The organism is Parvimonas sp. D9 (assembly GCF_035282565.1).
Taxonomy (GTDB): Bacteria; Bacillota; Clostridia; order Tissierellales; family Peptoniphilaceae; genus Parvimonas; species Parvimonas micra.
In genome coordinates this window covers 37,486-63,194 of sequence record NZ_JAYKBM010000001.1, presented here as the reverse complement: position 1 = coordinate 63,194, position 25,709 = coordinate 37,486, and the positions used below count along the sequence as shown (strand labels likewise).

Here is a 25,709-nt window from a genome sequence, read left to right as displayed (position 1 = left end):
ACGCTCCAGACGGAGCGTTTTTTAGTTAACATTTTTCTTAAAATTTACTTGCATCAACAGAATTTAGATATTCTTCTATTGGTTCAACTGCTTTTTTTATAGTTCCATATATAAATGGATTTTCTAATTTTGCAACTTCAAGAAGTTGTAAGAAAGGTTTTGTTCCACCTGTTTTACATAATCTTAAATAATCTGCAAAAGCAGTTTTATGGTCTTTTCTATCCTTATTCCAGAATTGGAAAGCACATACTTGAGCCAAAGTATAATCTATATAGTAGAAAGGCATTTGATAAATATGTCTTTGTCTAAACCAAAATCCACCCTCTTCAAGAACCTTTATTCCATCATAATCTCTATATGGCAAGTATTTCTTTTCCAATTCTCTATATTTTTCACGCCTTTCTTTTGGAGAAAGTTCCGGATTTTCATATACAACATGTTGAAATTCATCAACTAATGCTCCATAAGGTAAAAACATCAAACAATGAGTTATATGTTTATATCTAAATTTATCAGCTTCTTCTTTAAAGAACAAATCCATCCAAGGCCAAGTGAAAAATTCCATACTCATTGAATGAATTTCTGCTGATTCCATTCCTGGCCAAGTATATTCAGGAATATAATCTCTTGATGAGAAAACTTGAAAAGCATGACCCGCTTCATGAGTTAAAACCTCAACATCATGAGTTGTTCCATTAAAATTGGCAAATATAAAAGGGCTTCTCCAATTTCTTAAGTAAGTACAGTATCCACCTGCAGCTTTTGTACTCTTAGCATCCAAGTCAAATAAATCTTTTGTTTTCATAAAGTTAAAAAATTCTTTTGTTTCAGGAGATAACTCACTATACATCTTTTCAGCTCTTTCAAGCATCCAGTCTTTTTCTCCATGAGGTGCAGGGTTCCCTGATTTAAAGAAAATAGGTTCATCATAGAAAGTAAGTTTATCTAAACCGATTCTCTTCCTTTGCTCTTCTCTTAACTTATTACAAATAGGAACGATAGTTTCTACAATTTGTTTTCTATAAGATTCAACATCTTTTGCATTGTAGTCAACTCTACCCATTTTTTTATAACCAAGCTCAATAAAGTTTTTATATCCTAACTTTTTAGCCATTCTATCTCTTATCTTAACAACCTTATCATAAATTTCATCTAATTTTTCAGTTTGTTCTTCATAAACTTCTGAAATAAGATTTGTAGCTTTTCTTCTGATATCTGCATCTGAATCTTGAGAGTATTTAGCAAGCTGAGTAAGATTTAATTGTTCCCCATTCCATTCTTTTGAACAAGAAGATAAAAGTTTTTGATATTCCATAACAACCTTTGCTTCTTCAACTAAATCATCCATAATTGAAGGATTAAAAGTCAATAAATAATTTTCATATTTTTGGAATAAATAAACTCCAAACTTTTCTTCAAGCTCTTTTCTAAATTTACTGTTTACAAATTCTCTAATATATTCAACTAAAACTTCTTCAATTTTCGGAGAATTTTCTTGAATAAATTGCATTTCTTTATCATAAAATTCATCTTTAGTATCTATTGAATTTTTTACATGAGCCAAAGCAACCATACTGTCAGCATTTGAATTTAATTCATCAAGTTCATTATACGTTTCAATAGCTTCTTCAACCGTTTTAGCATTTACAAGTCTTTGAGTCAAAGTTCTAATATCAGTTCTAAGTTTTTCAAAATCTGGACGAATATATTTATAGTCTCCAAACTTTAAATCTAAATTATCTTTAGTCATAAATACCTCCTATTTAATTAATATTTCAAAACTATTTTAACATAATTTGACAATAAAAAATAGTCTTATAAAGATTTAAAAATCCAAAAAAAGGAATTACCGTAGTAATTCCTTAAAAACTATCTTTTTAACATCATTGCATATGGTTCCCAAGGTTCAATCTTTATAGATTCTTCTTCTAAACCTTTTAACCATTTTTCATCAACGAATTTTTTATCTACTATTGCTGAAATGTTTTCATTTGTAAACCAAGAGTCGCTCATTGAGAATATTCCCTTTTCTCCAACTTCATCTCCCCAAGAGTTTTCAACTTGCCACTTAATTGGATTTCCATTTTCATCCAAATCAACTCCTACAAATGTCATAGCATGAGTTAAATCTGTATATCTATAGTCGATTCTATCTGCTTTAGAAAATTCTCCAAGTTCTGTTAAAGTTTCATCATAATTAAATAAATCTTTATCCATTATGCCTAATTTTCTATCACAATTCTTCATAACATCACAAGCAAACCACACAGCTTCTCCAGCTTTTATAGATGCGATTATAGCTTTTTTAATGTCTTCTTGAGGAACATTTAAAGAAGCAACAGGATTTCCTTCTCTAACAGATTTAAAATATTTTAATTCTATTCTTTTACCAAATGGATACTTGCCCCTTGGATCTTCAATTAAATCAACTTTATTTTCAAAATAATTTCCAACATATTCTTCATAGAATTTTTTTGGAGTTAAATTTGTAATCTTTTGGAATTTATCGTCTTTATCTGTATATTCAAAATCAAAAGTTTCTGGTAATTTTCCTAAAACTTTTGTACAAATATTATAAACTTCATAAAGAGTTTCTTCTTTTAATTTCTTTAATTCTTGAACTGAAGCTCCATTTGAATGTGCTTTTCTCATATTCATTGCAGTTCTCTTTAGTCTTACATTGATTTGTTCAACAAAAGCACCTGAATCGGATGAACTGAAAGTTTCCGGCATAACTGACTTAGGAACAATACCATGTTTTGAAATTAAATCATCAAAACATTCAAAAAAGTTCCCATCATCAGCTCCTAAATCTAACAAACTATCCATAAGCCTTGATCCTAATGGCTCATCTATATGTTCAATCATAAGTTCTAAGAAATTATTTGATTTTTCCATTTTATCCATAAAGAAAAGATAAACTTGTGAAAATTCAAAAGTTTTTAAATTAAGTCTTTCCATAACTTTTAATCTCAAAACATTAAGCCCTGAAAACATCCAACAACGTCCTGATTTCTTTTGATTTGTAATTTCAGCTTTCTTTACGCTGTCTGAAAACTTAAAATTATGAAATCTTAAAGCATCATTATTAATTGAACTATCTTGAATACCATTTTTTGCAATTGCATTTGAAATTACTTTGCTTGATAAATCGCTTTCAAAACGTTCTTTAAAATTTTTCATCATTTCATTTGTTACCATAATTTATTCCCTCCATTTTTTTATTTTCAACATACTCATAATAGCACAACAAAAAAAATATTTCAATAGATTTTTAGATATAATTGATATTTTTTATCAATTTTATTTTTAAAAATTATTTTTTCACCATATAATTCTATCCAACATAATAGATAAACCCTAATGAAATAAAATATACTTTATTAATTAAGATTTAGTTAATTTCAATATTTATTTTTTAATAGCAACTAATTAGCTGATACATATTTCTTCAAGCCTTTTTTCCAAAGAAATATCGCAAAAATAGTTCCCAATAAATCGAATAAGAATATATATAATATACTTAAAACAGAAGCTTCCCCTTTAACTATAAGTACAGGTAGATTAATTGACAGCAAAATAGGAACTATATAAATTAATGCAAACTGTATTGATTTAGGATAAATAGACTTTGGCCTGCTTGAAAAATCAATTAGGTATTCCGGTATTCCCATTATGGCACTTGAATGTTCTTTCCAAAATGAAATAGTTATTACAATCTGATTTAACAAAAATACTAAGTATATTGATAAAAAAATAGAAATAATAAATTCAATTATTAAAACTAAGTTTAAACTATATTTTGTCAACATAAAGATTTGAAAACACAAAGCTATAAATAGATTAATCAAACTCGGAAAATCCACCCTATAAAATGAGTAAAACAAAAAAGAATTTACCGGTCTAATTAAAATATAATCCAATTCTCCATCTAATATAAATTCATATAAATTTTCATGAGCAACGGTAAATAAAAACTGATAACCGTAACTTATTACAGAAGCTACTGATATTAAAAGTAAATAGTCATTTTTTATCCAACCATATATTGTTTCAGTATAATCAAAATAAATTACCCCTGCAATAAATTCAGCAAGAAAAAATATCAAGCCGAAAACTATTGTTACAATTGCAGTAGATCTATAAATTAAAAACTCTTGAAAACTATGAGATAAAAACTTTTTATACAATCTAAAATTCATATTTATGCTCCCATTCCCTCATATCTTTTCAGTCCAAAATAATAAGTAATTTTATATAGAACAAAAAATAGAATAAACCAAGAAAAAGAAAGAATTATATAAAAAATTAATTCTTCAATTGTTAATTTTCCTTGCATAGCCCTTGTAAAATTAAATCCTACTATTGCAAATGGGTTTTTATCAACTATTTTATAAATTTTATTTCCCAATAAATTTAAAGGAAAAAGCAGTCCTCCAAATAGTAAGTAAACTGAATTTATTAAAGGTCTTAATGTCCACATATTTATCAAATAGAATCCAAGATTTCCAACAAGAGAAACCAGCATAAAAAACATACAAAAATTTATTATAAAGAACAAAAACACCAACAAAAAATATCCTATATTTGCATTAACAAAAAAAGACAGAATAAACATAAGGACATAAAAAACAATAAATATAAACTTCTTTCCTAAAAATGCAAAAAAGGAATTTATTAATATAGAATATGGTCTAATCAACATGGAAGTAAGCTTTCCACTCCTAACAAGATGCCCCATATTAACAACATTTTCACTTGAAAATAGAATCATCCCAATATTTGAAATAATTATATAATAAATCATTTGAGTTTTAGTAAAACCTCCAATAGTTTCTACTGAAGTACTTTCAAAAATACCCTTCCAAGTAAATATAGAAATTAAAATACTTAATATATTAACAAATATATTGGAAATAAAATTAAACTTATAGCTTAATTGTATATTCAGCTGATTAAAAAAAGTTGGTAAATATTTACTCATTTTAATCCTCCTTTTTACATTCGCTGAAAATATCAAAAACTACATCTTCAAAGCTTTTATTTTCACAAGATATATTTTTCATAAGTGAAAAATCCACATTTTTTAATATAAATTTTGCCTCATCAAAATTTACCTGTAATTTTTTCTTATCCAAAAATTTAAAACGATTAAATTCATCAGGTATAAAATCTTTAAATTCTATTATGTATTCATCTTTAGCAGAGAATTTATTTATAATTTCATTTATATTTGAATCTTCCACCTTTTTCCCATTTAACAAAATTATAACCCTATCACACAATGTTTCAATGTCTTTCATATAGTGAGAAGTTAAAAATATAGTCACATTGTCTTTTTTATTTATATCAAGTAAAAACTCATGTATCGACCTTTGACTTGTTATATCCAATCCTATCGTAGGTTCATCTAAAAATAAAATTTTAGGACTATGAATTAAAGCACAGATTATCTCAAACTTAATTCTCTCTCCAAGCGATAATTTTCTAACCGGAACCCTTAGCTTATCTTCTAAATTTAATAATTTAACCATATTATTCAATTTATTTCTATAACTTGTTTTATCTATTTTGTAAATACATCTTAACATCTCAAGAGTTTCTTCAGCAGGTAAATCCCAAATTAATTGGCTCTTTTGTCCTATAACCACACCTATTGATTTAAGATAAGATTTTTCCTTCTTAAAAGGAATATATCCTTCACACTCAATATTTCCACTTTCCGGATTTAATATTCCAGTAAGCAATTTTATCAATGTAGTTTTTCCTGAACCATTAGGACCTAAAATTCCTACTATTTCTCCTGTTTCGATTTCTAAATTAAAATCTTCAATAGCAGATTTTTTTATTTCTCTTCTTTTGAAAAAATCCTTTAAAGAACCTAAAAAACCACTATCTTTTTCAAAAGAATTATAACTATAAAATAAATTTTCAATTTTTATCATAAATAAATTAATTCTCCCAAGTGTAATAATTAATTATTTTCAACCTCAGAAATTGTATATAATTTTTTAAAGTATGAATCAAAATTCATAAGTTCTTCAAAATTACCTTTTTCTTCTATCTTCCCATCTTTTAATACCAATATTTTGTCATATTGTTTTAAATTTTCCTTTATTAATCTATGTGTTACAGAAATCAATGTTATATTTTCAAGTTCAAGTAGTCCCTTTTCTATTGAAAATGCAATTTCATTATCCAAACTTGATAAAATTTCGTCAGCAAGTATTATCTTTGTATCCTTTATCAAAGACCTTGCAATTGAAATTCTCTGTTTTTCTCCTCCTGATAAATTATTTGCGTTTTCAGAAATCAATTCCTTGTCATACAATCTATCCAAATATTTACCAAGTTCAGCTTTCAATATAACATCTTTTACTTTTTCTTCCGAATAATCTTTACTAAATAATGTTATATTATCATAAATACTTCCTTTGAATAGAAATACATTTTGATTAATTGTTGAAATTAAATTTATAATAGAATTTCTTGAAATTTCATCCAAATCAGTTCCATCTATACAAATTTTTCCCTCATCTGCTTTAATTCTTTTTGAAATTAGCTTCATCAAAGTTGATTTTCCACTTCCTGATAAAACTACTAAAGCATATTTTTTGCCTTTTTCAAAATCAAAACTTATATTTTCCAAAACTTTTTTATCATCATATTTAAAGCTAACATCCTCTAAAGAAATCTTATTATTAAAGTCTTTAATTTCTGTTGTTTCAACATTTTCTTCTGAAATTAAAGTATTTTCGATTTTATTTAATATTTTATCAACAGACTTAAATTTTCCATAAGATTCTATAGCAAACATCAAAGGATTTACAATATGATTTGTAAGTTGAACACAAACAATCATTTGTCCAAGTGTTATAAATCCTTTATACGCTAAATATCCCCCACAAACAAAACCACCTAAAAATGTAAAACCTCCAAAAAAGTATGAAATCATAGTTACTAAACTATATCTTTTCTGATATGCAAGTCCTTTGTCATAAACATTTTTTGAGTTATTATAAAATACTTTCGAAATAAATTTTTCCAGTCCAAATACTTTGATTGTTTCATAACCATTAAAATATTCGCTTGTTCTTGCAGTATATTCACTTTGAGAATTTGAAAATTTCTCTTTAAAAGTTTTTAAATTTTTCATCGGAATATTTCCAAAAACAAATGAAATTATAGACAATATCATTAAAGCAATCGTCATTTGATAGGAAACATAGAAAATTGTCCCAAAGGCAAAAAGAAACAAAAATCCTGATTTAACTAAATTTAAAAATGTTCTAAAATACTCTGTTTCTATTGTATTAATATCATTAGTAAGAATTGAAATCTTATCCCCTACATCATTATTATAAAAACTTTCAATATCTTGTTTTATTAAATTATTAAATATGTAAATCTTTGTATCTAAAGACATTTTAGCTACAAATTTATAACTCATAACTTCATAAATCCATTTAAAAACGCTCTCTGTAATAAGTAAAGCAAAAGTATAAATCATAACCTTAGAAAATTGCATATTTATTGCTCCACTTGCTGAATCTATAACATAACCAAAAAACATTGCAACTCCAATTTCCAATGAAATATAAATAAACATAACTACAAAAAGTGGTAGCAAAATATTCAAATTATTTTTCCATATTTTTTTCATATTATTTCCTCCTCAACAAATAACCTTTTCAAAGAATATCATATTTATAGCACTATTTTAGAAGAAACAGGTTAAAAAGTCAATAGTAAGGACTAGCTTTAATTCAATTATAAATCTTAAATTAATTACTATTAACAAGAAATATAGACTAAAAAAGCTGTGATTACTCACAGCTTAATATTTCTTCTATTTTATTATGGACTGCCTCTAAATTTGCTTTAGAATCCGAACTGAATGGAATAACTAAATTCATATCCTTTATTCCTAAAGTTTCTCTAACAACTTTTAAATGTTTATTCCATTGTCCTTTAGAAATTTTATCAGCTTTAGTTGCTATAACATAACCACTAAATCCATATTCTAAAAGCCAGTTATACATCATAACATCTTCCTTACTAGGAGCATGTCTAATATCTACAATAAGAATAACTTCACACAAATTTTCTCTATTAGAAAGATAGGTTTCAATAATTACTCCCCATTTTTCTTTTTCACTTTTAGAAACTTGTGCATATCCATATCCTGGCAAATCCACTAATCTAAATGAATTATTTATTTTATAAAAATTTACTGTTCTTGTTTTTCCAGGTTTGGAACTAGTTCTCGCTAAATTTTTCCTGTTTATGAAAGCATTTATAAAACTTGATTTCCCAACATTACTCCTGCCGGCAAACGCAACTTCTTTTAAATTAGAATCTGGATACTGTGAAATAATCGCAGCTATTTGTTCTAATTCACTTGAGATTATTTTCACATTACACCTCTTTTTCTAAAACTAAATCTAATACTTCACAAACATCAGAAACTGTATAAATTTTTAATGTTTCTCTAATTTCTTCAGGAATTTCATCAATATCAACTTCATTTTCTTTTGGAATAATTATATTTTTTATTCCATACCTATTTGCTGCAAGGATTTTTTCTTTAAGTCCTCCTATTGCTAAAACTCTTCCTCTTAAAGTTACTTCCCCAGTCATTGCAAATTGTCTATTGACTTTCCTATTTGTAAGAGCACTGACAATTGCTGTTGTCATTGTTATACCAGCAGATGGACCGTCTTTTGGTACTGCTCCTTCAGGAACGTGAATGTGTATATCTTTTTCCTTATAAAAATCTTCTTTAATATTAAATTTATCAGCTTTACTTCTAACAAATGAAATTGCAGTCATTGCAGATTCCTTCATAACATCACCAAGTTGTCCAGTAAGTTGAATTTTTCCTGTTCCGTTGACAATATCAGTTTCTATTGTTAAAAGTTCTCCTCCTACTTCTGTCCAAGCTAATCCGTTTACAAGTCCAACCTTATCTTCTTTTTCCAAAATATCATCATGGAATTTTTTCTTTCCTAAGAAATCAACAAGATTTTTTGAATTAACTGTAACTTTTTTACTTTCTTTTGAAACTAAAATCACAGCTGCTTTTCTAATTATTTTCTCAATCATTCTTTCCAAATTTCTTACACCGGATTCTCTAGTATAATATCGAATGATATCCCTTACTGCATCAGCTTTTATATCAAGCATTTTCTTAGTCATTGAAAAGTTTTTAAATGCCTTTGGAATCAAATGATTAATGGCAATTTTTTCTTTTTCATCATAAGTATAACTAGAAACCGGAATAACTTCCATTCTATCAAGTAATGGAGATGGAATTGTAGAAGTTGTGTTCGCAGTAGTTATAAACATAACTTTTGAAAGGTCAAAAGGAATATTTATATAATTATCTGTAAACTTATTATTTTGTTCAGGATCTAAAACTTCAAGTAAGGCACTTGAAGGGTCTCCCCTAAAATCATTTGAAACCTTATCAATCTCATCAAGTAGCATTACTGGATTATTAACTTTACATTGTTCTAATAAAGTTAAAATTTTACCTGGCATTGCTCCAACATATGTTCTTCTATGCCCTCTTATTTCACTTTCATCATGAAGCCCACCTAAACGCATAGACACAAATTCTCTATTCAAAGATTTTGCTATAGATTTTGCAATAGAAGTTTTACCAACTCCCGGAGGTCCAACTAAGCAAATTATTGAGCCTTTTTGATTATTTGAAATTTTTCTTAAAGCTATTGATTCAATAATTCTATCCTTAACATCTTTAAGTCCGAAATGATCTTTATCCAAAATTTTTCTGGTATAAGATACATCTAATTTTTCTTTTTTAGATTTTTTCCAAGGTAATGCAACTATTTTATCAAGATAACTTCTAATTACATTTCCTTCCGGAGATCCTGGAGGTATTTCTGAAAGTTTTCTAATTTCCTTAAATAGCATTTCTTCGATATTTTCATCAAATCCAAAACTCATTATAGCACTAGCATATTCATCTAATTCAGAATTTAAATCCTCTCCATCTCCAAGTTCCTCTTTTATTACATTAAGTTGTTCTCTTAAGTAATATTCTCTTTGATTTTTATTTAGTCTTGAAGAAACCTTTCTAGAAATACTTTCTTCTAAAAATGATAACTCTATAGAATTTTTTAAAATTTCATAAAGCTTTTCAAGTCTTTCTTTCATATCAAAAATTTTAAAGTTTTCATAATGTTCATCATCAGATAATCGCATTATATAACTTGCTACATTATTTGTAAATTTATCAATATTAGAAGAGATTTGAACACTAATTTCTGTATCAACATCTAAATGTCTTTTCTTAGCTGTATATTCTTCAAATGCAACTTCAACCATATTTCTTAAAGTTGCCAATTCAGAGTCTACTTCTTCACCAACTTCATCATAATAGAATTCTTCAACATCAGCTGTTAAAAACTTACCATCATCATAAATTTTCTTTGCTCTACATCTACAAATACCTTCGGCTAAAACCCTAGTTATTCCATTGTTCATCTTTAAAATTTGTTTAACGATAACGACAGTTCCCATTTCATATAAATCTTCTGCCTTAGGATCTTCTGTCCTAATATCTTTTTGAGTAAAAGCAACTAAAATTGAATCCTTTTTTAATGCAGATTCTATTGCATCTATAGACTTTTTTCTTCCTGCATCAAAATGAACAACAGAATAAGGATAAATCCAAAGTCCTCTAAGTGCTATTACAGGTCTATTTAATTTTTCTTCAACATTAAAATTTATATTGCTCATAAATATTTTTCCTCTATTTTTTATTTTCATTATATATTAAAACGGGATTTGCCTTTCCTAAAACTACATCTTTTGTAACAATACATTTTTCAACATTTTTCTCAGACGGCAATGTGAACATTGTATCTAAAAGAGCGCTTTCTATAACAGCACGCAAACCTCTTGCACCTGTTTTTCTTTCAAGAGCTATCTTTGCAATTTCTTTAATTGCATCTGTTTCAAACTCAAGCTCTATATTATCCATAGATAAAAGCTCTTTATATTGTTTAATTAATGCATTCTTTGGTTCTTCTAAAATTCTAATTAGAGAATTTTCATTTAAACTTTCTAAAGTTACAATCATAGGTATTCTACCAACAAATTCAGGTATCAAACCATACTTAAGTAAATCTTCAGGTCTTAAATTCTTAATAATTTCAGAAAAATCATCAAGTTTATCCGTTTTAACATCTGCGCCAAACCCCATTGATTTCTTTTCGAGTCTGGCTTTTAAAATTGATTCTATACCTTGAAAAGCTCCCCCTACAATAAATAAAATATTTGTAGTATCAACTTGTATATATTGTTGATCAGGATGTTTTCTTCCACCTTTAGGAGGAACATTTGAAACAGTTCCTTCTATAATTTTTAAAAGTGATTGTTGAACACCTTCTCCACTAACATCTCTAGTTATTGATGGATTTTCACTTTTTCTGGTAATTTTATCAATTTCATCTATATATATAATTCCTTTTTCAGCTCTTTCTATATCATAGTCTGCTGCTTGAACTAATTTCAAAATTATATTCTCAACATCTTCTCCAACATATCCCGCTTCAGTTAAAGTTGTTGCATCAGCTATTGCAAATGGAACATCTAAAACTTTTGCAAGAGTTTGAGCTAAAAGAGTTTTACCGCTTCCTGTAGGTCCAACAAGCAAAATATTAGACTTTTGAATTTCTACTTCACTCTCAACATCTCTGTTAATTCTCTTATAGTGATTATATACTGCAACACTCAATGCTTTCTTTGCATTGTCTTGTTGAATAATATATTCATCTAAAATTTTCTTGATTTCTACCGGAGTTGGTAATTTTTCTAAACTTTCTTTTTTCTTAGTTCTTTCTTGGTATTCAAGCATGGAATGACAAATCTCAATACATTCATTGCAGATATTTGCATTAATTCCACTTACTATTTGATCTACTTCTTCTACTTCTTTACCACAAAAAGAACATCTAGTTACCTTTTTTTCCAAAATTAACTCCTTAATTTTCAATTACTTCATCAATTATTCCATATTCTTTTGCTTCATAAGCACTCATATAGAAATCTCTGTCCGTGTCTTTTTCAATTTTTTTAAGTGATTGCCCTGTTCTCTTTGCTAAAATTTCATTAAGAGTTGCTCTAACTTGTAAAATCTTTTGAGCTTGAATTTTAATATCTTCAGCTTGACCTTGAGCTCCTCCTAAAGGTTGGTGAATCATAATGTCCGCATTAGGCAAAGCAAACCTCTTCCCCTTTGCTCCTGATGTCAATAAAAATGCTCCCATACTTGCAGCACGTCCAATGCAAATAGTACTTACATCAGGTTTAATATATTGCATAGTATCATAAATTGCAAGTCCTGCACTAACTGATCCCCCTGGACTATTTATATAAATTTGAATATCTTTTTTAGGATCTTCTGATTCTAAAAATAAAAGTTGTGCAACAATCAAATCAGCCATTTGATCGTTTACTTCTCCACTTAAAAATATGATTCTTTCCTTTAAAAGTCTTGAATAAATATCATAAGACCTTTCTCCTCTATTGGTTTGTTCAACTACCATAGGTATAAGCGCCATAATTACCTCCTAATAAAAAATATAGCTTAACAAAATGCAAGCTATATTTTAACTAATTATTCTTCAACAGTTTCTTTTTTAGGTTCTTGGAATTTAACAAGACTTACCAAATGATCAACCGCTTTTCTTCTAATTAAACTTGCAGTAATACCTTCCAGACCTTCTCCTGATTTTAATTCCTTCTTAAATTCTTCAAAATCTTTAACTTTCATATTCTTTCCGAATTCATCAATTTCTTTATCGATCTCTTCTTCAGATACTTCAATATTTTCCAATTTTGCAAAAGCATCGATAACAAGTTCAGCATTAGCTCTCTTAGTAGCTTCTGGTCTTAATTGTTCTCTAACCGCTTCTTCAGTAGTATTTAACATTTTGAAATAGTTATCTAAATCCATATTGTATTGTCTAATTCTACCTGCAAAATCTCTAAAAGCCTTATCAACTTCTTCATTTATCATTGATTCTGGAGCTTCTACATTTGAACTTTCAATGAGTGCATCAATTGCATTATTTTGTTTTTGAACCAAAGCATTTTTTTCTGCTGATTCAACAAGATTCTTTTTAATGTCTGCTCTATACTCTTCCAATGTATCAAACTCTGAAACATCTTGAGCAAATTCATCATCCAATTCAGGAAGTTGCTTTTCTTTAATTGAATTTATTTTTACTTTGAAAAGAGCTTCTTTTCCTTTTAATTCTTCTGAATGATATTCTTCAGGGAAAATAACATTGACATCAACATTATCTCCTATATTCTTTCCAATTAATTGTTCTTCAAAACCCGGAATAAAGGTATGTGAACCTACAACTAAATCATAATTTTCAGATTTACCTCCGTCAAATGGAACTCCTTCAACACTTCCTTCAAAATCAATATTAACAGTGTCCATATCTTTTACAGGTCTATCTTCAATTGAAACTATTCTTGCATTATTTTCACGTTCTTTATTTACTCTTTCGTCAACCATTTCATCAGTTACTTTAAATTTAACATCATCAGCAACTAAATTTTTATAATCTCCAAGTTCAGGAACAGGTTTTAATTCTTGATCAAACTTAATAACTATAGCTTTATTTTTATCAAATTCTTCAATATCTATTTTTGGCATTCCACAAATATCTTTACCTATTTTCAACTCTTTAACAGCTTCTTCAAATAATTCAGGCAATAATTCATTCACGGCATCTTCAAAGAAAATACCTTCTCCATAATTTAATTCAATGATTTTTCTTGGAGCTTTTCCCTTTCTGAAACCTGGAATGTTAAATCTTGATTTCATTTTGTTATAAACTCTATTAACTGAAGCTTCAAAAGCCTCTGAACTAATTTCTGATGTAAAAACTATTTTCTTTTCATCTCTTGATACTAATTTAGTATTCATTTATATTCCTCCTAGTTACTATATAAAAATTATATATTTTCTATTTACATACCCAAAAATTATAACATAAAATAACATATATTTCAATACATTTAATATATAATCGAGCAATTTATACCCACAAAATATTATACATTTCAATAGAGAAAAAATGCTACTCAAAAGAGCAACATTCTTTAACTGTTTAATCTATCTATTTTCATCTAAATTTACATTATTCCAGTCAGAATATGTTGTAGTATTTTTCAATTTAAAAGCACCTTTATTCCCACTATATTCCACAGTCCAAACTATACTTTTTAAATAAAATGTCTTCTTGTCAAATATAGTTTCAAATATTATATCAACTTCCTCTTCAGTAACATTGTTCAAAGAAAATCTATATTCTGATTTTAATAAATCAAAAACTTTTGAATTTTTATTCCCATTTTTTAATTTCAGATAATATTCAGAATCTGTTTCTTCAAATGTCAAGTCTTCTTTGTCAAAAGAATAAATATTATCCAACAATTTAAAATAATCCGGATTTATATTATAATCAGCATTATTTTTTTGAGTTTTACTCTCTTTTCCATCAACTTTTTTTGTCATAACCAACGACTTATTTTCATCTCCAACAAATATAACATCATAATTGTTTTTCTCATAATTTGCAGTCCCGCTGTATCTAACAGATACTCTTCCTTTAATAATTTTTTTCGTATCCTTGTCATTTATCAGTTTAGCCTTCATCATTTGATTTTTTACATTTCCTTTATTTTCATAGTCAATTTCATTAACCAAGACATAGGACTGAATATTATTTACCTTTTTTGATTTTTTAAATAATTCACTAATTTCCTTATTACTTGAACAAGCTGTAAAAATAAATATTACAAATATTAATCCTAATAGAGAAAATTTCTTATTTTTAAACATTTCCTACCCCCTCAAAAGTACATACACATCGATATTATATCATATTTGTCAAAATTTAAAAATAATACTTAAGAAAGAATAAAAACTTACATCGTATTCTGATATACAAAAAAACCCCAAAATCCTTTATATGAACTTAGGGGTTCGCATTGTAAAATATTAATTTTTAGTATTTTTAGTTCTATTTATTTTCATCTTCGTCAACTACTTCATAGTCGGCATCAACTACATCATCTTTCTTTTGTTCTGCTCCTTGTCCTTGTGGGTTAGCATTTTGATATAATTTTTCTGAAATTTTGTAGAACTCTTGAGTTAAGGCATCATTCTTTGCCTTGATATCTTCTACATTATCAGTTGTTAAAGCAGATTTTAAATCTTCTATTTTTGCATTAATGCTTGATTTTTCTTCTTCAGAAATTTTTCCTTCCAAATCTTTCAAAGTTTTTTCAGTTTGATAGATTAAAGATTCAGCATTATTTTTAGTTTCTACAATTTCTTTTTTCTTTTTATCTTCTTGAGCAAATTGTTCTGCTTCTCTTACTTTCTTATTAATTTCATCTTCAGATAATTTTGTTGATGCGGTAATTGTAATCTTTTGTTCATTTCCTGAACCTAAATCTTTAGCACTAACATTTACAATTCCATTAGCATCTATATCAAAAGTAACTTCAATTTGTGGAACTCCTCTTGGAGCAGCAGGAATACCTGTTAATTGGAATCTTCCAAGTGTTGTATTATCATGAGCAAATTCTCTTTCACCTTGTAAAACATGAATGTCTACTGCTGTTTGTCCATCTGCAGCTGTTGAGAAAATTTGACTTTTTTTAGCAGGGATTGTTGTATTTCTTTCTATCAATCTTGTCATTACCCCACCCATTGTTTCGATACCTAATGATAATGGAGTTACATCTAGTAATAATAAATCTTTAACTTCTCCTGTTAAAACACCACCTTGAATAGCAGCTCCAATAGCAACACATTCATCAGGATTAATATCCTTTTGTGGTTCTTTTCCAATTAATTTTTTAACAGCTTCTTGTACTGCTGGAATTCTTGTTGAGCCACCAACTAAAAGAACTTTATCAATTTTAGATGCAGTAAGCCCTGCGTCATTTAAAGCTTCTCTAACCGGAGTTAATGTTTTGTCAACTAAATCTGAAGTTAATTCTTCAAATTTTGCTCTCTTAATATCCATATTTAAATGAACCGGCGCCCCGTCAACAGCAGTAATAAATGGTAAATTTACATTTGTTGTCATTGTTGTTGAAAGTTCTTTTTTAGCTTTTTCGGCGGCATCTTTTAATCTTTGCATTGCTGTTACATCTTTACTTAAGTCAATACCATTTTCTTTTTTGAATTCTGAAATCATATATTTCATTAAAACTTCGTCGAAATCATCTCCACCAAGTCTATTGTTACCTCTTGTAGCTAAAACTTCAAAAACTCCATCTCCGATTTCCAAAATAGAAACATCAAATGTACCACCACCAAGGTCAAATACCATTATCTTATGTTGTTCAGTATCTTTGTCCATTCCATAAGCAAGGGCCGCAGCAGTAGGTTCATTAATAATTCTCTTAACATCTAAACCTGCAATCTTTCCGGCATCTTTTGTAGCTTGTCTTTGGCTATCTGTAAAATATGCAGGAACTGTAATTACAGCTTCGGAAACAGTTTCTCCTAAATAACTTTCAACATCTGATTTAATTTTTTGTAAAATCATTGCTGAAATTTCTTCCGGTGTATATTCTTTATCATCAATCTTTACTTTGTAATCTGTTCCCATTTCCCTCTTAATTGAAGTTATTGTTCTTGCTGCATTTGTAATTGCTTGTCTTTTAGCAGTTTCACCTACTAATCTTTCTCCATTTTTTGTAAAAGCAACAACTGAAGGAGTTGTTCTATTTCCTTCTACATTCGGAATAATTGTTGGTTCTCCACCTTCCATAACAGCAACTGCTGAGTTTGTTGTACCTAAATCAATACCTATAATTTTTGACATAATCTTTTCCTCCTTATTATTCACTAACTTTAACCATACTTGGTCTAATTACTTTATCTTTAATTTTATATCCTTTTTCAAAAGTTTCTAATACTATACCACTTTTTACTCCTTCTTTGCTTTCAGTCATAACTGCATTATGCAAATTCGGATCAAAAACGGCTCCATCACTTTCTATTTCTTCAACCATTTCAGACTTTAAAACTGATTCAAATTGTCCTTTAATCATAACAAAACCTTTAATAATCTTATCATTTAAATCGGCGTGAGCAAAAGCTCTGTTAAAATTATCCAAAATAGGTAACAATTTTAAAATTAAGTCTTCATTAGCAAGAATAATAGAACTCGATTTTTCTCTTTCTGTTCTGTTCTTGTAATTTACAAAATCAGCTTGAAGTCTTAAAAGTTGATTTTTTAATTCTTCAATTTCTGAATTTAATTTCTTTTCAACCTCGTCAGAAGAATTTTGTTCTAAATCTTTTTCCTCTACTTCTTCAATAGCATCCTCTTTAATTTCATCTTTTACTTCTTTTTTATTTTTTCTCAACTATTCCGCCTCCCGTCATTTTAAAATATCTCTAATTCTATCATTTAAACTTAACATAGTTGACAATATCTTTTCATAATCCATCCTGGTTGGTCCGATAACCGCTATTTTACCTTTGCTACCGTCTCCAAAATCATAGGATGTCGCAACAATAGTATTTTCATTTAAAAAATCTTTATTATTTTCACTTCCTATACTTACATATATTTTATCTCCACTATAACTTAAAAATAAATCTTCAAGTTCATTTTTATCTTCTAAGAAATGAATAAGTTCTTTAGCTTTTTTCAAATCTTGATACTCAGGAAAATTAAATATATTAGAAATTCCTTCAAGTTCAATACTGGATTTTTCAGTCTTTGAAATTTCTTTACCTATTAAATCGGAAATCTCCGTTATAAAAGGAATTTTCGAAACAAAAGTAAGTTTCAAATACTCTAATCTTTCATTCAAATCAGATACTTTAACATTTATCAAATATTTTTTTAAATAGAATAGCAATTCTTGTAAAACTTCAGTACTAAACTTCGTTTTTGAATCGAATACGGTATTAATTACTTTTCCAGTATCAAAAACTAATACCAAAACATAAGAATTTCCACTTATATTGATAACATCGATACTTTTAACAGAACAATCCATATAATCCGTAATCATTGTTGCTGTTATACACTCTGTCACATCCGAAATTATTTTTGCAGACTCTTTAAATATCTTGTTTTTTTCATTGATATGTTTTGATAAAATGTCAATTCCATATATATTTTTAGAAATCTCATCAAAATGCGAAGACAATAGATAATTAACATAATGTCTATAAGCCTTATCTGATGGAATCCTACCGGAAGAAGAATAAGCCTTATTTAAAAATCCAAGTTCTTCTAAGTCACTCATCTCATTCCTAACCGTTGCCGAACTGACTCCCATATCATATTGTTTCGAAATTGTTCGAGAACCTATAGGCTCAGACGTACTGATATAACTATCTATTATGGCATATAAAATCTTCAATTTTCTATCATCAAGCATTTTATCACCTCTTTTTAGCACTCAATCTATTAGACTGCTAACAACATTATATTACTATTATTCCCTAATGTCAAGATTTAAAACAATTTTATTAAAAATTTTTTAAAATAATTTTTTATATATTTTCTTCTGTTATTTTTATTAAATTTTAGCATAAACTACTCTATTTACCATATAAAATATAGTGTAAAAATTTTACAAATGGTTGACAAATTTTTAGATTATTGTTATTATTATCTTGTAGAAATTGTTATTAAGTTTAAAATATCTATTTTAAATTTAATTATAATTCGTGTTGTATTATTTACAGATACAATAAATTTTTACTTTGTTATTCAAAATTTAAGGAGGACTTTTAAATGAAAGTAGCAGTTGTATATTGGTCAGGTACAGGTAATACTGAAAAAATGGCTGATTGTATCGCCGAAGGAATTGAAAATGCAGGTTCTGAAGTTGAAGTAATCTTCTGTGACGATTTTGGAGCAGATATGTTGAACGATTACGACTTAGTTGCATTCGGTTGTCCGGCAATGGGAGATGAAGTTCTTGAAGAATCAAGCTTTGAACCAATGTTTGAAGAAGTTGAAGAAGAATTAAATGGTAGAAAAATTGCTTTATTCGGATCTTATGAATGGAATGAAGGACAAAAATGGATGAAAGACTGGAAAGTTAGATGTGAAGGAGTTGGAGCTAAAATCGTTGCTGAACCGCTTTGCGTATATGATTGTCCAACACCAGAAGACGAAGATGATTGTGTAGCGTTTGGAGAAAAGATAGCAAAAGCATAATTTTATAAAAAACAAAAAGTAGCCGATGAGCTACTTTTTTTATGTTCTTAATATCAAAAATTTTAAATTATAAAGTTGTTACATCAGCTTTTAACTTATAAATAACGTCTTTTCTCTCAACTATTACATTTACTTTTTTTGAAAGTTCTTCATCCTTTTTTATTCTTTCTAACAATTTTTTTGACGGATTAATTGTATAAGCATTACCAAATCTTCTAAGCATTGATAAGTCTCCGGTTGTATCTCCATAAGCATAAGATTTTTCAGTGTCTATATCATATTTTTCAATAATTTCATTACAGACCTTGTCTTTCCCCTCGCTATGCCACATCGGTACAATTTCTCCGGTAAATTTTCCGTATTCATCATATAAATATTTTGTTGCTCTAAATTCTGTAACATTATATTTTTCAGCCATTTCCTTAACCAAAAAATCAGGACTGCCTGAAATAAAAAAGATTAGATGTCCATTAGATCTATGAAATTCCAATTGATTTCTTGAGAACACATAAACTCTTTCAAATACTTTTCTAATGGATTGTTCTGCAATAAATTTATTATATCTTACATCAAATCCTTTTAAGTCGCTTCTATACTTTTCAGAAAGTGCTTCAATATAAGCATCATAAGCTCCATATCTATTAACATACTCCATATATAATTGTTTTACATTATCAACCCAAATACTTTCATCTAAAATCTCATATTTTATAAGTCTTTTAAAGTGTTCAATCATAAGTGATTCTCTTGCGATAGTTCCGTCAATATCAAAAAATGCGGCTACATTACCCATACATACACCTACTTTCTCTTAAAATTCATAAGTATTAAAGCGAAAAATAGCGAAACAACTCCACTTGTACCAATAATCATTGCATAGTATAGTGAATTTATCCCTCTTGCAGTCAAAATATTTGTCCATCCATCTGCTAAAAATACAGTTCCTACAATAATTAAAATAAATGCTGGAATAAATTTAATAAATCTGTTTTTTAATCTACTTAACAAATATGTTACAACCATTGCTACAAATATTGCAAGTAATACAATAAGAACAGATGTTCTCTTTTTCACTAAAATTTCAAACAATTCCTTCATACTAACTCCTATTTTTTAATTCTTCTTTAAGTTCAGGTAAAGATTTAAGACAAATTTCTCCTTCGCTTATTCCCAACAAATTCAAAACTTCACACAAATCATCATAATTGGAAACTTCAATTTCCATATATGGATACGGATAAACTTCTTTATCCCATATATCAATGTCAATATAAGCATTTCTTAATTTATATGATGTTCTGAATTTTTTCTCTATATCAAGTTTATCATAACCCAAAAAATTTAAAATTCTTAACATCTCTTCACTATTTTTCAAAGAAACATTATATTCATTAAATTCCTTTAAAAATTTATTTTCTTTATGTTCTTTATATGTTAACTCTGAATTAATTTCTTTTCCATTTTTATCTAAAAATTTTCTAATTCTCAAAAAACTTCCTTTTGGAATATAATCAAATTTTGAAGATGTAAGCCTTATATTTTCTTGATTTTCACTTTTCAAAAATCTTGCCCCTAAATTTTCCAATTTGGCTTTAACTTCTTCAACATCTATATTTAAAATTTTAACTTCTAACTCTTTCTCCATTTTATCTCCTAATAAGTCTTGGGATAAATTTTAAGTAATCTGCGGAAATACAATGGAATTCTATTCCGTCAACTACTTCATCCACAACATTATTCAAAGAATATGCATGTAGATGTCCATATAAAACAATTTTTATATTATGCTCTTTAACGAATAATCCAAAGTCATTTAAAGTCCTATTTTTTTCTACCGGTGGATAATGAAAAAGACAAATTATTTCCTTTTCTTTATTTTTAATAGAATCATAACTTACTTTTAATCGCATAAGCTCTCTATTATATATTTTTCTATCTGTACCTTCGGAAAATTCAGAAGATTTTGGAGAAACCCATCCTCTCGTTCCAATAAATACATATTTTTCCGTTTCAAAACTATTATTTTGTAAAAAGAACATATTTTTTAAATTTAATTCTTTTATTTTATTAAGACTACTCCACCATAAATCATGATTACCCTTTAAAAAAATTTTCTTTCCCGGAAGACTTTCAATTCTTTTTAAATCATTGTAGGCCTCATCAATTTTTAATGCCCAAGAGATATCTCCGGGTACAACGACATAATCATCATCTTTTACAATTTCTTTCCAAGACTTAAACATTCGTTCTTCATAGTTTTCCCAAGCGGAGCCAAAAACCTCCATTGACTTATCTCCAGTATAATCTAAATGCAAATCAGATAAACCGTATATCATTCTAACTCCTAAACAAATTTTTTAACCTTTTCAATATTTTGACTTGCAACCATATATCCTTCCTTATATAAATCTACAACATCTTGCATATTAGTTGTAAATGATTTAAATTTTAAAGGATTAACCGGTGCAAAAACTAATGCTTTTTTCTCTTTTTCTAGACTATCCACTAAATCCATAGTTTCATTATATTTATTTTTTTCATTTTCCATTGATTCAATAAATTTAGGATAATCTTTATAAGCATACTTTACTCTATCACTAACATCAGAATCCTCTCTTCTATAACCTCTATTTCTAGTTAGTAAAATTACGTACTTTTCATAACCTTTTTCAATTGCTCTTTCAAGTGGATTGCTATTATACATTCCTCCATCAAAATAAGGAATTCCATCAATCATTACAAATTTTGCCATATCTGGAAGAGAAGATGAAGCTATTATCTTATCAACCATATCTGAAGTGTTTTTTGCATCTTTTGCTGAAAAGAATTTATAACTGCCATCAATCAAAGAAGTTACCCCTGCTTCAAAATCTCCATCTAAGCTTTTATCAAATTCAGGAAAATTAAAAATACTATTAACTGTTGATTTCAAATCAATAGGCTCAGAAGAATTCTTTAATAATTCCATATTTTTCAAAAACTCTTGAAACAATTTATTAACATCAAACTCTATTCCACTAAAAAATTCAAAGCCTGTAATAGCTCCTGCAGATACTCCTACAATATATGGAAATTTAATTTCATTTTCTTTAAAGCAATCTAAAACTCCTTTTAAAAAAGCTCCTCTCATTGCTCCGCCTTCAATAACTAATGCAACTTTATTATTCATAAAACACCTCACATTTTATTAATTATATTTACTATTTTACCATAAAATCCAAAAATATACAAAAAAAACAAGTCTACGAAATTTAATTAATTTTTCAATTAATCAAAACATTTATATATATTTAAAATTTCTTTTACATAATTTAAAACGGGTAGCTCTCTATTTAAAATCAGCTTCCCCAGTTTTGTATTTGAACATTTTTTATACTCCTCTATAGCATCTTCAAATGTCAATTTAAGTGTTGATAATTTAAAACTCTCAATTTCTTCAGTTGTCAGATTTCTATCTCCAAACGATTCTATTTTACAAAAATAGTAATTGTTAATATTATGTCTATGGATAAGGTTATAATAGTCATTTACAACTCCTATTTTACAAATAATCTCAACTTCTACTCCTAATTCTTCCCTTAATTCTCTTCTGACAGCGGATTCTAAATTTTCATTTAATTCAACTCCACCACCTGCAGTTTCAATAAGAGTAGCTTTGCCAAAGTCATCATCTCTATGAACTCTAACAAAGTAAAAATAATTTGAGTCATCAACGACAATTGCTCTGACAATTTGTCTATTGTGATCAATATATTCCTTATTCCATTCATCATCTTGAAGTTCTAAATCCAATTCCGGTATATCTATATTTGTTTTATACTTCATTTTCAAACCTCCTTGATTAAATAAAATTTTTAATCATATCAATTATATTATATAAATTATAACAAAAAAAGATATGCAATTAAATACATATCTTTCTTTCATTACTATTTAACAACTATATTACAAATTTTCCCTGGAACAAAAATTTCTTTTACAACAGTTTTTCCTTCTATAAATTTTTTAACATTTTCGTTATCATAAAGTGATTCTTTAAAATCTTCAAATTTTGCATCTTTTGGAATCATTAATGTTGTTCTTACTTTTCCATTTATTTGAATAGGCATTTCAACTTCAGAATCAATTGTTTTAGCTTCATCATATTTTGGCCAAGTTTGTTCAAAGATATATCCACCAAAATTCATTTCTTCCCATATTTCTTCAGTAATATGTGGAGAAACTGGATTTAATAAAATCAAGAATATTCTTAAATCTTCTCTTGAAATTTCTTTTACTGAATAAAATTCATTAATTAAAGTCATAAGAGCTGCTATTGCAGTATTAAATTTAAGACTTTCAAAATCTTCTGATACTTTTTTAATTGTCTTATGGATTGATTTTTCCAAAGATTTTGTCATTTCTTCGGATGAATTTGTAATTTCTTGTAATTTCCAAACTCTATCTAAGAATTTTCTACAACCGTTAATTCCACCGTCAGACCAAGACGCACTTCTTTCAAAATCTCCTAAGAACATTTCGTAACATCTCAATGCGTCTGCCCCATATTTGTCAATCATTTCATCTGGATTTACAACATTTCCTCTTGACTTAGACATTTTTTCTCCATTTTCTCCAAGAATCATTCCATGTGATGTTCTTTTTAAATAAGGTTCTTTTGTATTTACTACACCTATATCATAAAGAAATTTATGCCAAAATCTTGAATACAACAAGTGCAATGTAGTATGTTCCATACCACCATTATACCAGTCAACTTGATTGAAATATTTTAAAGCATCTTTTCCGACAAGATTTTCTTTGTTATTAGGATCCATATATCTTAAATAATACCATGAAGAACCAGCCCATTGTGGCATTGTATCAGTTTCTCTCTTTGCCTTTCCTCCACATTTAGGACAAGTACAATTTACGAATTCATCAATTTTTGAAAGTGGAGATTCTCCTGTTTCTGTAGGTTCAAAAGATTCAAGTTCAGGAAGTTTTAAAGGTAGTTCTTCTTCCGGAATTGCAACCCAACCACATTTTTCACAATTTACCAAAGGAATCGGTTCTCCCCAATATCTTTGTCTTGAAAATACCCAATCACGAAGTTTAAAGTTTGTCTTTTTATTTCCAATACCAAGTTTTGATAAATATTCAAAAATCTTTTCTTTTGCTTCTTTAACTGAAAGTCCATTTAGAAAATCTGAATTAACCATAATTCCATTATTAGTATCCGTATATGCTTTTTCTTGAACATTTTCTCCACCACTAACAACTTCAACTATTTCTAATCTAAATTTCTTAGCAAAATCAAAATCTCTAGTATCATGTGCAGGAACTGCCATAATTGCTCCACTACCATAAGTCATTAGAACATAATCAGAAATAAACACAGGAATTTCTTTTTTAGTACAAGGATTAATTGCTGTTATTCCATCAATTTTAACCCCGGTTTTATCTTTATTCATTTCAGTTCTTTCAAATTCAGATTTCTTTTGAACTTCTAAAATATATTTTTCTATTTCTTCTTTATTCTTTATTCTGTCTTCGTATTTTTTAAGTAATGGATGCTCACAGGATATAACCATATAAGTTGCACCAAAAATTGTATCAGGTCTTGTAGTATATACCAAAATAGTATCATCAATATCTTTGATTTGGAATTTAACTTCCATTCCATAACTTCTACCAATCCAATTAATTTGTTGGGTTTTAACTCTGTCAATAAAGTCAACTTCATCAAGGTCATCAATAAGTCTATCTGCATATTCTGTTATCTTTAACATCCATTGATTTTTAACTTTATGAATAACTTCACTACCACATCTTTCACAACAACCGCCAACTACTTCTTCATTTGATAAACCTACTTTACAAGAAGTACAGAAGTTTATCGGTATTTCCATTTTATAAGCAAGCCCTTTTTCGAACATCTTCATAAAAATCCATTGAGTCCATTTATAGTACTCAGGATCTGTTGTATTTATTTCTCTATCCCAATCAAAAGAAAATCCAATACGCTTTAATTGTTTTTTAAAGTTTGCAATATTATTTTTTGTTACAATTTCCGGATGAATTTTGTTTTTCATCGCATAGTTTTCAGTTGGTAAACCAAAAGCATCCCAACCCATTGTAAACAATACATTTTGCCCTTCAAGTCTTCTTTTTCTACTTACAACATCCATTGCAGTATATGGTCTTGGATGTCCTACATGAAGTCCTTGACCAGAAGGATATGGAAATTCTATTAAAGGATAGAATTTTTCTTTATCATTAATTTCACATTTAAAAGGCTTCTTTTCATCCCAAATATCTTGCCATTTTTTTTCGATATTTTTCGGATCATAATTTTTCATAACATTCCTCCATTCCATAAAAAAACTTCCGCCTCACAAAGAGACGAAAGTATAAATTCCGTGGTACCACTCTAATTAGTATTAAACTCACTCTAAGATTATAACGTAA

The 25,709-nt window shown here is 27.9% G+C and carries 23 protein-coding genes; 1 reads left to right on the top strand and 22 read right to left on the bottom strand.

Annotation, left to right across the window (positions count from 1 at the left end):
- Positions 1 to 37: 37 nt before the first annotated feature.
- From VJI94_RS00375 to hrcA, 15 genes are all read right to left on the bottom strand, one after another.
- Positions 38 to 1,750, bottom strand: coding sequence for a M3 family oligoendopeptidase (locus tag VJI94_RS00375; RefSeq protein WP_324007952.1), 1,713 nt, complete (start codon positions 1,748 to 1,750; stop codon positions 38 to 40).
- A gap of 119 nt (positions 1,751 to 1,869) precedes the next feature.
- Positions 1,870 to 3,201: an aminopeptidase C gene (locus VJI94_RS00370; protein ID WP_004833635.1), complete on the bottom strand. Its 1,332-nt coding sequence runs from the start codon at positions 3,199 to 3,201 to the stop codon at positions 1,870 to 1,872.
- A gap of 227 nt (positions 3,202 to 3,428) precedes the next feature.
- On the bottom strand, positions 3,429 to 4,202 hold the full coding sequence (locus VJI94_RS00365; protein WP_269753863.1) for an ABC transporter permease: 774 nt from the start codon (positions 4,200 to 4,202) through the stop codon (positions 3,429 to 3,431).
- Between the two features lie 2 nt (positions 4,203 to 4,204).
- Entirely contained in the window at positions 4,205 to 4,984 is a 780-nt protein-coding gene (locus VJI94_RS00360; protein ID WP_324007949.1) for an ABC-2 family transporter protein, read from the bottom strand.
- A 1-nt stretch (position 4,985) separates the two neighbouring features.
- Positions 4,986 to 5,945 carry an ABC transporter ATP-binding protein gene (locus VJI94_RS00355; RefSeq protein WP_324007947.1) on the bottom strand — a complete coding sequence of 320 codons (960 nt, stop codon included), beginning with the start codon at positions 5,943 to 5,945 and terminating at the stop codon, positions 4,986 to 4,988.
- 29 nt (positions 5,946 to 5,974) lie between these two features.
- Positions 5,975 to 7,663, bottom strand: coding sequence for an ABC transporter ATP-binding protein (locus VJI94_RS00350; protein ID WP_324007946.1), 1,689 nt, complete (start codon positions 7,661 to 7,663; stop codon positions 5,975 to 5,977).
- A 163-nt stretch (positions 7,664 to 7,826) separates the two neighbouring features.
- Positions 7,827 to 8,417, bottom strand: coding sequence for a ribosome biogenesis GTP-binding protein YihA/YsxC (yihA, locus tag VJI94_RS00345; RefSeq protein WP_009448310.1), 591 nt, complete (start codon positions 8,415 to 8,417; stop codon positions 7,827 to 7,829).
- A gap of 1 nt (position 8,418) precedes the next feature.
- The gene (gene lon, locus VJI94_RS00340; RefSeq protein ID WP_324008161.1) at positions 8,419 to 10,767 is read right to left on the bottom strand and encodes an endopeptidase La; all 2,349 of its coding nucleotides are present in this window, start codon (positions 10,765 to 10,767) and stop codon (positions 8,419 to 8,421) included.
- A 13-nt stretch (positions 10,768 to 10,780) separates the two neighbouring features.
- A complete protein-coding gene (clpX, locus tag VJI94_RS00335) occupies positions 10,781 to 12,004 on the bottom strand; it encodes an ATP-dependent Clp protease ATP-binding subunit ClpX (protein ID WP_324007945.1) in 1,224 nt (407 codons plus the stop codon).
- Between the two features lie 10 nt (positions 12,005 to 12,014).
- The gene (clpP, locus tag VJI94_RS00330; RefSeq protein WP_004833650.1) at positions 12,015 to 12,593 is read right to left on the bottom strand and encodes an ATP-dependent Clp endopeptidase proteolytic subunit ClpP; all 579 of its coding nucleotides are present in this window, start codon (positions 12,591 to 12,593) and stop codon (positions 12,015 to 12,017) included.
- A 56-nt stretch (positions 12,594 to 12,649) separates the two neighbouring features.
- Positions 12,650 to 13,975, bottom strand: coding sequence for a trigger factor (tig, locus tag VJI94_RS00325; RefSeq protein ID WP_324007943.1), 1,326 nt, complete (start codon positions 13,973 to 13,975; stop codon positions 12,650 to 12,652).
- Positions 13,976 to 14,164: 189 nt separating this feature from the next.
- Positions 14,165 to 14,893 (bottom strand): hypothetical protein, encoded by a 729-nt coding sequence (locus tag VJI94_RS00320; RefSeq protein WP_118058703.1) that lies wholly within the window; start codon positions 14,891 to 14,893, stop codon positions 14,165 to 14,167.
- A 181-nt stretch (positions 14,894 to 15,074) separates the two neighbouring features.
- Positions 15,075 to 16,895, bottom strand: coding sequence for a molecular chaperone DnaK (gene dnaK / locus VJI94_RS00315; RefSeq protein ID WP_029948863.1), 1,821 nt, complete (start codon positions 16,893 to 16,895; stop codon positions 15,075 to 15,077).
- A gap of 16 nt (positions 16,896 to 16,911) precedes the next feature.
- Positions 16,912 to 17,442, bottom strand: coding sequence for a nucleotide exchange factor GrpE (gene grpE / locus VJI94_RS00310; protein WP_324007942.1), 531 nt, complete (start codon positions 17,440 to 17,442; stop codon positions 16,912 to 16,914).
- A 15-nt stretch (positions 17,443 to 17,457) separates the two neighbouring features.
- Complete coding sequence (hrcA, locus tag VJI94_RS00305) at positions 17,458 to 18,471, bottom strand: heat-inducible transcriptional repressor HrcA (RefSeq protein WP_248109428.1); 1,014 nt, start codon at positions 18,469 to 18,471, stop codon at positions 17,458 to 17,460.
- 359 nt (positions 18,472 to 18,830) lie between these two features.
- On the opposite strand from hrcA, the gene VJI94_RS00300 reads away from it, so the two are divergent.
- Positions 18,831 to 19,259 carry a flavodoxin gene (locus VJI94_RS00300; RefSeq protein ID WP_004833660.1) on the top strand — a complete coding sequence of 143 codons (429 nt, stop codon included), beginning with the start codon at positions 18,831 to 18,833 and terminating at the stop codon, positions 19,257 to 19,259.
- Positions 19,260 to 19,326: 67 nt separating this feature from the next.
- Here VJI94_RS00300 and VJI94_RS00295 read toward each other — a convergent pair whose 3' ends face one another.
- The 7 genes from VJI94_RS00295 to leuS all read right to left on the bottom strand — a co-directional run bounded on the left by VJI94_RS00295 (position 19,327) and on the right by leuS (position 25,600).
- On the bottom strand, positions 19,327 to 20,052 hold the full coding sequence (locus VJI94_RS00295; protein ID WP_004833661.1) for an HAD family hydrolase: 726 nt from the start codon (positions 20,050 to 20,052) through the stop codon (positions 19,327 to 19,329).
- An 8-nt stretch (positions 20,053 to 20,060) separates the two neighbouring features.
- A complete protein-coding gene (locus VJI94_RS00290) occupies positions 20,061 to 20,357 on the bottom strand; it encodes a hypothetical protein (RefSeq protein ID WP_004833662.1) in 297 nt (98 codons plus the stop codon).
- Between the two features lies 1 nt (position 20,358).
- Complete coding sequence (locus VJI94_RS00285; RefSeq protein WP_004833664.1) at positions 20,359 to 20,904, bottom strand: class IV adenylate cyclase; 546 nt, start codon at positions 20,902 to 20,904, stop codon at positions 20,359 to 20,361.
- A 1-nt stretch (position 20,905) separates the two neighbouring features.
- Entirely contained in the window at positions 20,906 to 21,595 is a 690-nt protein-coding gene (locus VJI94_RS00280) for a metallophosphoesterase (RefSeq protein WP_324007941.1), read from the bottom strand.
- Between the two features lie 8 nt (positions 21,596 to 21,603).
- Positions 21,604 to 22,428, bottom strand: coding sequence for a patatin family protein (locus tag VJI94_RS00275; RefSeq protein ID WP_248109427.1), 825 nt, complete (start codon positions 22,426 to 22,428; stop codon positions 21,604 to 21,606).
- 98 nt (positions 22,429 to 22,526) lie between these two features.
- Entirely contained in the window at positions 22,527 to 23,084 is a 558-nt protein-coding gene (locus VJI94_RS00270; protein ID WP_324007940.1) for an NUDIX hydrolase, read from the bottom strand.
- A gap of 104 nt (positions 23,085 to 23,188) precedes the next feature.
- Positions 23,189 to 25,600 carry a leucine--tRNA ligase gene (gene leuS / locus VJI94_RS00265; protein WP_324007939.1) on the bottom strand — a complete coding sequence of 804 codons (2,412 nt, stop codon included), beginning with the start codon at positions 25,598 to 25,600 and terminating at the stop codon, positions 23,189 to 23,191.
- Positions 25,601 to 25,709 lie beyond the last annotated feature (109 nt).